Annotated in this window: 10 protein-coding genes; 4 read left to right on the top strand and 6 right to left on the bottom strand. The window is 54.0% G+C overall.

The genetic code is table 11. The features are described 5' to 3' along the window. Positions 1-91: 91 nt before the first annotated feature. On the top strand, positions 92-3,622 hold the full coding sequence (gene mfd, locus HER32_RS12270) for a transcription-repair coupling factor (RefSeq protein WP_168682082.1): 3,531 nt from the start codon (positions 92-94) through the stop codon (positions 3,620-3,622). A 39-nt stretch (positions 3,623-3,661) separates the two neighbouring features. Here mfd and HER32_RS12265 read toward each other — a convergent pair whose 3' ends face one another. The 3 genes from HER32_RS12265 to HER32_RS12255 form a co-directional block, all read right to left on the bottom strand. Further along, positions 3,662-4,000, bottom strand: a complete 339-nt coding sequence (locus tag HER32_RS12265) for a hypothetical protein (protein WP_168682081.1) — start codon at positions 3,998-4,000, stop codon at positions 3,662-3,664. Continuing rightward, positions 3,976-5,871, bottom strand: a complete 1,896-nt coding sequence (locus HER32_RS12260; protein ID WP_168682080.1) for an NACHT domain-containing protein — start codon at positions 5,869-5,871, stop codon at positions 3,976-3,978. The genes HER32_RS12265 and HER32_RS12260 overlap by 25 nt, the downstream gene beginning before the upstream one ends. A 71-nt stretch (positions 5,872-5,942) precedes the next feature. Beyond that, positions 5,943-6,575, bottom strand: coding sequence for a hypothetical protein (locus tag HER32_RS12255; protein ID WP_168682079.1), 633 nt, complete (start codon positions 6,573-6,575; stop codon positions 5,943-5,945). A gap of 618 nt (positions 6,576-7,193) precedes the next feature. On the opposite strand from HER32_RS12255, the gene HER32_RS12250 reads away from it, so the two are divergent. Continuing rightward, positions 7,194-7,979 carry a hypothetical protein gene (locus HER32_RS12250; RefSeq protein WP_168682078.1) on the top strand — a complete coding sequence of 262 codons (786 nt, stop codon included), beginning with the start codon at positions 7,194-7,196 and terminating at the stop codon, positions 7,977-7,979. 5 nt (positions 7,980-7,984) lie between these two features. On the opposite strand, the gene HER32_RS12245 is transcribed toward HER32_RS12250, so the two are convergent. Both HER32_RS12245 and HER32_RS12240 read right to left on the bottom strand, forming a co-directional pair. Beyond that, complete coding sequence (locus HER32_RS12245; protein WP_168682077.1) at positions 7,985-8,593, bottom strand: hypothetical protein; 609 nt, start codon at positions 8,591-8,593, stop codon at positions 7,985-7,987. Positions 8,594-8,689: 96 nt separating this feature from the next. Then, a complete protein-coding gene (locus HER32_RS12240; RefSeq protein WP_149069825.1) occupies positions 8,690-9,370 on the bottom strand; it encodes a GAF domain-containing protein in 681 nt (226 codons plus the stop codon). A gap of 171 nt (positions 9,371-9,541) precedes the next feature. Between HER32_RS12240 and HER32_RS12235 the strand changes: the two genes are divergently transcribed. Together HER32_RS12235 and HER32_RS12230 are read left to right on the top strand one after the other, a co-directional pair. After that, on the top strand, positions 9,542-11,062 hold the full coding sequence (locus HER32_RS12235) for a peptidase (RefSeq protein ID WP_168682076.1): 1,521 nt from the start codon (positions 9,542-9,544) through the stop codon (positions 11,060-11,062). A gap of 75 nt (positions 11,063-11,137) precedes the next feature. Further along, on the top strand, positions 11,138-11,329 hold the full coding sequence (locus HER32_RS12230) for a hypothetical protein (protein WP_168682075.1): 192 nt from the start codon (positions 11,138-11,140) through the stop codon (positions 11,327-11,329). Positions 11,330-11,423: 94 nt separating this feature from the next. Here the strand turns inward: HER32_RS12230 and HER32_RS12225 are convergent, their stop codons facing one another. Next, positions 11,424-12,044, bottom strand: a complete 621-nt coding sequence (locus HER32_RS12225) for a DUF4352 domain-containing protein (RefSeq protein ID WP_168682074.1) — start codon at positions 12,042-12,044, stop codon at positions 11,424-11,426. Between the last annotated feature and the right edge of the window lie 44 nt (positions 12,045-12,088).

Raw genomic sequence — 12,088 nt, 5'->3', positions numbered from 1 at the left:
CTTGGCCGCGGTATTGCTACCACGCCCTGCCCGACCGGAGTTGACTCCGGCCGGGCTTCCCCCTTTGCCTCCCCTTTAGCCGATACCCGTTTTGAAGGTCTCCGATTTTCTGAAGCTCTACGCCCTCGACCCAACCGTGCTGACCGTGGGTGCCCGCCTGAACCCGGCCACGCGCAACACCCTGCGCGGAGCTGCCAAAGCTGAGGCCGGCGCCACCCGCCTGCACCTGCGCGGCCTCATCGGCTCCCAGGATGCCGTGCTGGCCGCCGCCCTGCACCGCGAGTTTCCCGATCAGCACCACCTGTTCATCCTCCACGACCGGGACGAGGCCGCTTACTTCCTGGCCGACCTCCAGCATTTGGTGCCCAACGAGGAGCCCCTGCTGTTCCCTACCTCCTACAAGCGCCCCTACTCCTTCGACGAGACGGAAAACGCCAACGTGCTGATGCGGGCCGAGGTGCTCAACAAGCTCAATAGCCACCGCGGCCCCAAAACCACCGCCGAGCAGGCCTCGGAGGACGCCGACGATGCCCTGCCCGAAGGCGCAGAAAAAAGTCAGAAGGGCAAGAAAATCAGCATAAAGGACACGGCCGGGGCACTTATCGTCACCTACCCCGAGGCCCTGTTCGAGAAGGTTATCAACAAGAAAAGCCTAGTGGCCAACACCTTTCTGGTGAAGGTGGGCGACAAGCTCGACGTGAACTTCGTGAGCGAAATGCTGGCCGAGTACGACTTCGAGCGGAGCGACTTTGTGTACGAGGCCGGCCAGTTTGCCGTGCGCGGGGGCATTGTGGACATTTTCTCCTACGCCAACGAGCTGCCCTACCGCATCGAGCTGTTCGGCGACGAGGTGGAAACCATTCGCACCTTCGACCCGGAAAGCCAGCTGTCGGTGGAAAAGCGCCAGCAGGTGAGCATCATCCCCAACGTACAAACCAAGCTGCTCCAGGAAACGCGGGAGGCCTTCCTCGACTTTATTCCGCCCAACACCACCGTGTGGGCCAAGGACGTGCGCCAGACCCTGGACGTGGTAGACGAGTACTTCGACAAGGCCGAGCACGGCTTCAAGGAGCTGCTGGCGGCTTCGGGCGGCACCCAGGTGGTGAGCAAGCCCGACGACCTGTTTGAGACGGGCAAGTCGCTGAAGAAGCTGCTCGACGGGTTTGCGGTGGTGGAGTTCGGCAAGCGGTTTCACTACAAGACCGGGGCCGAGGAGTTCCAGTTCAGCGCCAAGCCCCAGCCCAGCTTCGGCAAGGACTTCAACCGCATCGTCAAGAACCTACACGACAACCAGAAGAAGGGCTACACCAACATTATTGCCGCCGAGCAGGTGCGCCAGGCCGACCGCCTCCGCACCATCTTCGACGAGCTGGACAACAACGTGCAGTTTCAGCACCTGCTGCTGGGCCTGCGCGAAGGGTTTATCGACGAGACACTGAAGCTCGTCGTGTACACCGACCACCAGCTGTTTGAGCGCTACTACCGGGCCCAGGAAACCCGCAAGTTCTCCAAGAAAAAGGCCCTTACCCTCAAGGAGCTGCGCACCCTCGTGCCCGGCGACTACGTGGTGCACCAAGACTACGGCATTGCCCGCTTTGCCGGCCTCACGCAGGTCGAAATCAACGACCGGCTCCAAGAAGCCATCCGGCTGGTGTACCGCGACGACGACGTGCTGACCGTGAGCATCCACGCCCTGCACAAGATTGCCAAGTACTCGGGGGCCGAGGGCACCCCGCCCTCCATGAGCAAGCTGGGCTCCCCGGAGTGGGAAAACAAGAAGAAGTCCGTCAAGAAAAAGGTGAAAGACATTGCGGCCGAGCTCATCCGCCTCTACGCCAAGCGCAAAACCGCGCCCGGCCACGCCTTCGCCCAGGACTCCTTTATGCAGGCCGAGCTGGAATCCTCCTTCATCTACGAGGACACCCCCGACCAGGCCAAGGCCACCGAGGACGTGAAGCGCGACATGGAAGTGCCCCACCCCATGGACCGCCTCGTGTGCGGCGACGTGGGCTTTGGCAAGACCGAGGTAGCCATCCGGGCCGCCTTCAAGGCCGTGGCCGACGGCAAGCAGGTAGCCATGCTGGTGCCCACCACCATCCTGGCCATGCAGCACTACAAAACCTTCCGCGAGCGGCTCGGCAACCTGCCCGTCACGGTGGAGTACGTCAACCGCTTCAAGACCACCAAGCAAATCAAGGAAACCCTGGGCCGGGTGGCCGACGGCAAAACCGACATCCTCATTGGCACCCACCGCCTCACCAACAAGGATGTGCAGTTCAAGGACCTGGGCCTTCTGGTGATTGACGAGGAGCAGAAGTTCGGGGTGAAAACCAAAGACAAGCTCAAGGAAATAAAGGTGAACGTGGACACGCTCACCCTCTCGGCCACGCCCATTCCGCGTACCCTGCACTTCTCCCTCATGGGCGCCCGCGACCTGAGCGTGATTGCCACGCCCCCGCCCAACCGCCAGCCCGTGCAAACCGAGCTGCACGTGTTCGACGAGCTGCTGATCCGCGACGCCATTGCCCGCGAAATCAAGCGCGGCGGGCAGGTATTCTTCGTGCACAACCGCATCAAAGACATTGAGGAGCAGGCCAGTATGATTCTGCGCCTCGTGCCCGATGCCCGCGTGACCTACGTGCACGGGCAGATGGAGGGCGACCTGCTGGAAAAGCGCATGATGAAGTTCGTGGATGGCGACTACGACGTGCTGGTGAGCACCACCCTCATCGAGTCGGGCCTTGATATTGCCAACGCCAACACCATCATCATCAACCGTGCCCACATGCACGGCCTCTCCGACCTGCACCAGATGCGGGGCCGCGTGGGCCGCTCCAACAAAAAGGCTTACTGCTACCTGCTCACGCCCCCGGTGGCCGGTCTGCCCTCCGACGCCCGTAAGCGCCTGAGCACCCTCGAAGAATTCTCCGACCTGGGCGCGGGCTTCAACGTGGCCATGCGCGACCTCGACATCCGGGGCGCGGGCAACCTGCTGGGCGGCGAGCAGTCGGGCTTCATCAACGACCTGGGCTTCGAAACCTACCACCAGATCCTCGACGAAGCCGTGCAGGAGCTCAAGGAAACCGAGTTCCGCGACCTGTTTCTCGGCGACCCCACCCAGCGCCTCCAGGAAGCCGCCGGCACCGGCCGCCCCAAGGAGTGCAACATCGAAACCGACCTGCAGATCCTCATTCCCGACCATTACGTCACCAGCGTATCGGAGCGCCTGCAGCTGTACAGCAAGCTCGATCGGGCCAAAAACCCCGAGGAGCTGCGCAAGGTGCTCACCGGCATGATAGACCGCTTCGGCCCCTTGCCCGCCGAGGTAGAGCAGCTCGCCGACATCGTGCGCCTGCGCTGGCAGGCCTGCCAGGTGGGCTTCGAGAAGCTCACCCTCAAGAAGAACCTGCTCAAAGGCTACATCCCGGCCACCAACAACGAGCCCTACTTCCAGGGCGACACCTTCGGCAACATCCTCTCCTACGTGCAAAGCCACACCCGCACGGCCTCCATGAAGGAGCGCAAGGAACAGCTCATCCTCAGCATCGAAGATGTGAAGAACGTGCAAGCAGCCAAGCGTATCCTCAGTGAGTTAGGGAGTGAGGAAGCGGTAGGGGTGTAATATAAGTCAGGCTCATAATATGAGCCTGACTTATATCTTTCATGATATACCAAGAATTGATTCGATATAGTTAAATGCTTGCTTTTTATCACCTTGTGCTAACATTTTTTTAATCCATACTTGAGGATGAGCGTTTGCAGAATCAATAATAGACTGCAAATTTTCTCTAGCATGTGAACTACCATACTTATTAAAAGCGGTAACATACTGATAAAGAAACCCCGCCAAAACTGCATTAGTTAATGGCTCATTACTAACAGATATTCTGGTAATTATTTTTATAGCAGAATGTTGAGAATACGGGAACCTAATTATTATTCTGTTTTTCAGTTTTGAAAACATTTTTTTTCTTGTTAACCCTGCTTTTTCCAGCTCCATAAATACGTTTTCATATCTTCGTTATTCCTCTCATCAAAATACACATGAGTAAACATTGTTATTAAACTAATCCTAAATCTTGCAAATAATGAGTCATATGGTTTGAAAAAATTCTCAACACCAAAGGCCTTAATATTGTTTACCATATACTCCAACTTAAAATTGCCATCCACAAAAGATTTACCATATATATTAATCAAATTTAGATAAGGTTCTTTTTCCGAGTATTCAATATATTTATCTTTATGCTTTGAATTACTAATATAGTTACCAACTGCTTTATTTCTTGACCCCATTCCATTCAAATACAATTCAGCATACATTATAAAGTATGTTTTCATTTTTTTATCATCCTCCTTTATAATTTCATAAACCTCATCATATGCTTGTATAAATTTTTCATAAATACCATTATGCCCAGATCTTACTTCATAATAGGCATATATATTATATCGCATGCTTGCATCTCTTAGCAGCTTGAGTTTATCACTTGATTTCGACAAATCTTCATTAACAGTATCTATCTCGAGTAGAATTGACTTAACATAAACATCGTTAGCCATCTTATTTGAAACATTTTTCAATGTGGGTAACACAATTAAAAGAAAGGGATAAGCATCTCTACTATTCATTTGCACTCCTATAAGTTCATCTAACATTTCATTATCAGCTTGATTATCATCTATCATATTGAGCAACAATTCAAGAACAACGTACCAAAAATTGCTTGCAATATATTTTTTTATTATCCTATTTCTTTCATCTACCTTATGCTTTTTTTCAACATTAGAGTAGATCCAAAAAGCAGTAAAATATTCTAGAAAAGTCTTATGAGTAAAATTGTTATCAAAGTACAGGGACCTTTTCTGAGCATAATCTAAAAATTTTTCAGCCATTTCCATGGCTCTAATAAAATCATCAGTAATTTTTAATTTATTAACGATTGCCTCAGCTATTGCTTCTTGTACTCTAATATTTGTTATACTAGCATTTTTAGAACCTGCTTGTTCGTAATGCCAGAAAGCCAAGTCCGCAAAAATTGATTCCTTTCTTTTACTAATATCATCATCCAATGCAATATTCAGTTCCTTAATACCATCCCATTTGTCAACAAGTGTTTTAGTGCAGCTTTGATATATTTCAAGTTTTGACTCTGGAATTTTTAAATTATTTCTATAAAGTATTACGATCAATGACAGCAGTAACGGATTGGTAATTAATTCGGCATCTATTTCATCTTTGTGAGAGAGAAATCCCTCAACATCTTGTTTTCTTAGATCTTCGTCTACTTCTTCATTCGCATACCATTGCCTAACATACTGTGATATTTGTTCATTATTAAAATTTATAATATTTATATCGCAAAATAATGAAGACTTTAACTTAACTTCCTCATACCCAATTATCCTAGATGTAACAACACATCTAGCATTATCAAATGTCATACAAAATATTTCAATGTCATTTTTAATATCAATCTTTTCGCTGACATCAAAAATCTCATCCAAACCGTCAAAAAAAACCAATGTCTTAAATGTATTAAACAATTCTTTTATTTTCAAATCGGGTATATTAGCTATTTGATATTCATGCTCTAACATAAAAGATATATATTTAATTATTCCATTTTTTTTATCTTTTTTAAATTGATAATACTTTCTTAATTCAATTCTAAATGGCAACGTATCAAAGATGGTTTTATCTTCAAAATCTGTCTTATTATCTTCAAGTATTGAGCAAATTATCGATTTACACATAACAGACTTACCAGCCCCTGGATTTCCTAACACTACGACATTTTTAGCACCTGAAAAGATATTACCATAACTTAAAATCCTGGGGTACACATATCTGCTAGTAGGCCCACTCATAGCCTTATTAGTATTGAGACATTTCAACAAAATTTTATTCGAATTTTCACTGTTAGGAACAAAAAATGGTTTTACAAATATCTCTTGTAACTTTTTTCTATTTTTTTAATATGAGATTTTACTCCTAGGCCAATGAAGTTTACCTCTGATAAGATATTCAAGGCATTTCTACTGTATGTAGAAACAAATTCATCAAATGAAAAATTATAATTAATTTTATCTTCTAATATATTTTTGATTTTCACAATGTTTGCTCTAGTAAGATAAGAATCTTGTACTATAGATTCTACATCCTTTTTCAAGCCAGTTACAGCTAAATATATTTCACTATTTGCTAATATAGAGTTGAGATGCCTATCATTCGACATCTCCTCTCTTAAACCTGTTACAAATTCTAATACAAACCCATCTGGCAATGTGCTTATATCAAATTTATCCTCAATTGCCTTAATATTAATTCTCGCATCTTTAAAAGTCAACTTTACTAATTCCTCAACTACTTCATCTTTACGAAAAAAATACTCTATATTATTAGCTAGTACATCAGGATATTTTTCCTGCATTTTTTTTGATATCGCAGAAATCGACTTATGTATGCTTTTGTCTATATCATCCGCCGTCAATGACTTAGTAATTGATTCAAATCCTTTATCAGCTACTTTTCCGAGTAGCCAACCTCCAATAGTAGTAGTAACAGGGTCCATTTTGATTGTCGTTAAGTCAGCGGTAATAGTATAAAATATTGATAATATATTCAAAACATATTATCAATATTATTTCTTCATACTATTCATTGCGAACATGTATGTTATGCTTACCATCATAGTGGTAAGCAACAAGCTGGAGTTGCGCCAAACCCGGTTATAGTCACTGCGGCTTCCTAACCAAATACCCAGTACCATATAACTTCTACCTGTTCCAAAGGCTAACTCCGCTTCTCCCGTAGCCTGAAGCTGCCGCAGCAACGCGGCCAAGGTCGTCGCGCCCGTGACAAAGCCTGCCGCGCCTCCGCCATTTCCTTCCGCGCGGCCGACACGCCCTCCTGCGCACCCGTCAAAGGCCATTGCGCGCCGGTCAATGCCTTCCGCGCCCCCGACACACCCTTCCGCGGCCTTTACAAAGGCTTCCGCGCCCCTGACAATGCCTTCCGCGCCTTTGACACAGGCTTCTGCGCACCCGACAGCGGCTTCCGCGCCCTTGCCACACCCTTCCGCGCCCCTGACAGCGCCCTCCGCGCCTCCGCTCACGCATTCCGCCCCGGCTTATACAACCAATACGCTATATTCTTATCTTCCCGCTTACCCTTTAACTATCATACCCTTATGAACGACAAGCAACGGGCGAAGCTAGCTATGCTGCAAGCCACCCTCGGCGTCCTCACCAAGCACGCCAGCCTCTATCTTCCCAACAAGGCCCTCACCGCCGCCCGCGTCCGCCTGGCCGAGCTGGTGGCCGACCTCGACCCCACCGCCGCCACCCAGCAAGCCGTGGGCGCCGCCGCCAAGCCCGGCGCGGTCAAGCAGAAAACCAAGGCCCTGCTGGCCACCCGCGCCGCCGAAACCGCCGCCGCCCTGCTCGCCTACGCCGACGAAATCCAGGACATCCGCCTCCACACCGACGCCGACTACACCGAGCGCCAATTGCTGCGCGCCACCGACAACGACCTGCCGCGCATCGCCAAAAACATTCACACCCGCGCCACCGAGCTGCTCACGCCCCTCAAGGAACAGGGCGTCACCCAGCAGGAGCTCACCGATCTGGCCGCCGCCCTCACCGCCTTCCAGCAGGAGCAGGCCAAGCCCCGCGTCACCGTCGCCGATGCCAAAGCCCAGAGCACCGCTCTACGCGCCGATCTGCGCGCCGCCACCGCCCTGCTCCGCAACCGCATCGATAAGTATCTGGTGCGCTACCAGCGCCCCCAGCCCGAGTTCTACACCGCCTACCTCTCGGCCCGCCAAAGCATCAACACCGCCGCCCGCAAGGAAAAGCCCCCCCCGCCTAGCCCCCGCGGCTCATTATTGCCTGTCGCCCCCTATCCCTTCACACTATACTATTGCAACAGCCGCGCCCGGCTTCCCACCAGGGAGGTCGGGCGTTGTGTTGTCTGAAGCTCCTACTCCACCTTCATAACGGCGTAGGTGATGCGCGCGCCCAGCAGCCGCAGGCTGGAAGCATTTTCCACCGTGTTGAAGCGGACGTAGTAAGCGTACACGGCATTGTCCACCACGGAGCTCACATCGGCCAGAATGGTCGTGTTCAGCGGGGTGCCGTTCGTTAGGCTGGTGGAGCCGATATTGGTAATGACGTTGGTAGCCAGGTTAATCCGGTAGAGGTTACCATACAGCTCGTAGGAAGCATCATTATCATACACATACACCGTGTACCGGGTAATCCGGGCTCCGTTGGGCAGGTAGACTGGGGCAAACAGGTGAGCCGAGTTGCCGTAGCTCCCACCGGCCACATACCGGTAAGTACCCGTCGTGGTGCCGGTAAGATACGCCGTAGTACTGCCGAAGGGGGCATACGTAAAAGCAATGGCCGGCACTGATACATAGCCCACCCTTTCCCCGTCGTACTTGAAATCGTTGGCAGCGGGAATCTGAATGTTGCCTGATACTTCCAGCCGCTCGGCCGGAGTGGTGGTGCCAATGCCCACATTCTGGGCCATACCCAGCGCGGGCACAAACAGCACCGCGGCCAGGATAAGGATACGTTGTTTCATAGCAGGCAGATAAAAAGGACGTACGCCAAAGATAGCCCCAGGCGCTTCCTACTGCCAACTCCGCAAACTGCCGCCGCCCGCCGGCGCGCCGGGAAGCTACCCGGCCGCGGGCAGCCCGGCCTTGAGCACCTGGGCCACCTCCGCCAGGCGTTTGCCAATGGGGTCCAGCAGGTCGGCGGGCACCGGCACCTGCCCGGCACTGCGGGCCTTCAGGTAGCGCACTACCGCCATCTGGTTGTGCAGGGCTTCCTCGGCCTCTTCGCGCAGCTGCTCCCAGGCCTGGAGCTGGTGGACGCTCAGCAGATGGCGGCGGGCCTCCAGGGCCAGCGTCACCAGGTCGGCCAGGTGGGTAAGTAGCTGCTGCTCGGGGGCCGTCAGCTCCCGCGGCTCATACCCGGCCAGGCACAGCGTACCAATGCGGAAACCCTGGGGCGTGCACACGGGCACGCCGGCGTAAAACCGGATTTGCCGCGCCTGGGTCATAGCCGTACTATTCAGGGGCTCAGTGGCCAGGTCGGGGTACACCAGCACCGGCTCCGCCGACGCCACCGCCCGCGGGCAGAGCGTCTGCTCCAGGGTCAGGGTTTCCTGGGGCGGCATGCCCACGCTGGCTTTGTGCCAAACCACCAGCTCGTGCACAAAGGCAATGCGCGCTACCGGCACGCTAAAGATGTAGGCCGCCAGTTCTACGAGGTTGTCGAATAGCTTCTCCCGCGCCGAGTACAGGATATCGTAAGAATCAAGCTCCGCCAGGCGGTTATATTCATCGGTAGTCATAAGTCATACACGCACGAAGGAGAAGACGACAAGCAATCTACGCAGCAGCGGGCACATAACCGGCGGAATCAGCCCAACAGAATTTAGGGTATTGGCTTCACATCATTATGTGAAACCGCCTGAAAGTCAGCCAGCCTATCTTTGGCAGCCTGCTAGCTCCCCTTGTTGCCCATGAAACGTCTGCTGCTGTTTTTCTGCTCCTTGCTGCCCCTGCTCACCGTTGCCCAGCCCCGCATCGGCTACCAGGTCCACTACGCCCCCCACCTGGGCGCGGAGGGCCTGCGCGTGGCAGTGCAGGTGCGCACGCCCAAAGCCACCGACTCCACGTATTTTCACTTCGCCAACAACGTGTGGGGGGAGGACAATCTGCTGCGCTGCCTCAGCGGCTTTGCCGGCGAAAAGCCCGGCTACCGCTTCCGGATAGTGCCCGACAGCAACCGCATTGTGGTCTACCACCCCCGCACCCGCGACGTGCGCTTTTCCTACCGCGTGAAGCAGGATGCCCCCGAGTATACCCGCGACCAGGTAAACCGCCCGCGGGTGACCGATACCTACTTCCACGTCCTGGGTGAAAGTCTGTTTACCGTGCCCGAGTTTCTGGCCGGCGCCCCCACCGAGCCCGAGCTTACCGCCACCATCCGGTGGGTGGGCTTTCCCAAAGGCTTTGTGCTGCACAACACCTTCGCCTCGGGTGCTACCGAGCAAACCTTCCGCGGCAAGCTCTGGACGGAGTTCTACCGCTCCCTCTACGTAGGCGGCGACTACCGCCTGCACCAGCTCAGCTACCAGAACCGCCCAGTGTACGTGGTCGTGCGCGGCCAGTGGCAGCAGTACGACGATGCCCGCCTGCTGACCACCCTGCAGCAGGCCCTCACTGCCCAGCGCGACTTCTGGCACGATGCCGGCCCCACCCGCTACACCGTGTTCATGAGCCCCACCGTAACGTACACGGATAGCACCTGGCGCGGGCAAAGCATGCGGGGGGAGGGCCTCTACCAGGGCTTCAAGCTGCAGTCTACCAACAACCCCTTCAACAGCTGGGACCTGCTGCGCTACATGTTCAACCACGAGATGCTGCACGACTGGATAGGCGGGCAGATCCGGGGCGCCCACCAGGAGCTCAACAGCTGGTTTACGGAGGGCTTCACGGATTACTACGCCTACAAAAACCGCCTCCGCAGCGGCGACCTGACCCTGGACACGTGGGTGAAGGCCTTCAACGAAGACATCATTCAGCAGCTCTACAAAAACCCGGAGCGCAACCAGCCCAACTACCTCATCAAGGACAACTTCTGGAAAAGCCGCGCCTTTGGCAAGCTGCCTTACCGGCGCGGGGCCCTCTTCGCCTTCTGGATTGATAACCTGATCCTGAAACGCTCCGGCTATACCCGCTCCCTCGACGACCTGATGCGCGAGCTGCGTCAGGCCTGCCTGCTGCCCGGTCAGTCCTTCAACGATGAGCGTTTCCTGGCTTTGGCCCAGACGTACTTGCACGAAGACATCAGCTACGAGTTCCAGAAATACGTGCTCCACGGCGCCGATATTCCCTGGGCTGGGGCCGAGCTGATGGAAGGCTTCACGATGGACACCACCCAGCCGATACCCGTGCTGAAAGCTGCCGGCCCCGGCCCGGTCCTGCGGGAACGGTATCTGAACGCGAAGGCCCCGGCCCGGCCCGTAGCCCAGCAGTAGGTATCTACCGCGTAAGCCGCTCAACCCCAGCCCGGGCGGCAGCGTACCTCCGAGCTTACCGTCCTTGCTGAACTCATGAGAAAGTCCTTTGTCCTGGCTGGCGTTGTTGCCCTGAGCTTGACCTCCTGCGGCGAGCAGAAAACCGAAGACGCCGACACTACCACCACAACCTCCGACACGCCGGGTGCGGCCCCCATTGCCCCGGAAGATGCCTACGCCGGGGTAGATACCGCTGCCGCGGCCACCGATACTGCCGCCGCCCAGTAGCCCCTTAGGCTTACCGACCCTACAAAACGTGTAACAGCTGAAAGGCCGCCTTACTTGCGTGAGGCGGCCTTTCAGTTTAGTAGGCACTCAAGCTCTAACGGCCCAGGTCGAAGGTGACGCGCCCTTTCTCGGCCATGTTTTTTTCCATGCCGTGTAGGGTACGGAATACCCACTTCAGCCCTTTGGCACCGGCTGGCACTTCGTAGAAGATGGGGCCCGTCCCCGACATACCAGCGGCGCGGCTCCGGTCGAGCTGCATGGTGCCCTCGGCGCTGCCGGCGGGTTTCACCGGAATTTCCTTACCCTTGGCATCCAGCACGACGGTTTGCAGCAACGTGGAGAAGTCCCGCAGCTGGGCGGTGCCGTTTTCCCAGGTGATGTTCACCACCACAAACTCCTGCCCGGCTTTGGGCTTTTCCTTGAAGTCGGTTTCCGGGGCCGTGCTTACGCTGTTTACGCGGATGAGCAGGGAATCCAGCTCTGCAACGTCGCCTACGCTGTATACCTCTTTTTTAGGGCCAGCCGTGAGGTGGGGTTCACCGTCAGGCGTAGGTGCCGCCGGCGTGGCCGAGGCCGCTGGGGCTTGCTCCTCAGTAGTAGCTTGCTCCGAGGCGTCGGCGGTTGAGGAACTTTCAGTAGCGCTATCTGTGGATCCACCACAGGCTGCACAAAACAGTAGACTGGCCAGAAAAACGGAGCGGTAAGTACGCAGCATAGATTGGAGCATGGACATGGAGGTGAATAGATAAGACCCGGGCG

The sequence above is a fragment of the Hymenobacter sp. BT18 genome (genome assembly GCF_012273015.1).
GTDB classification, from domain to species: domain Bacteria; phylum Bacteroidota; class Bacteroidia; order Cytophagales; family Hymenobacteraceae; genus Hymenobacter; species Hymenobacter lutimineralis.
The sequence above is the reverse complement of the archived record's forward strand: the minus strand, read 5'-3'. Positions and strand labels throughout refer to the sequence as shown.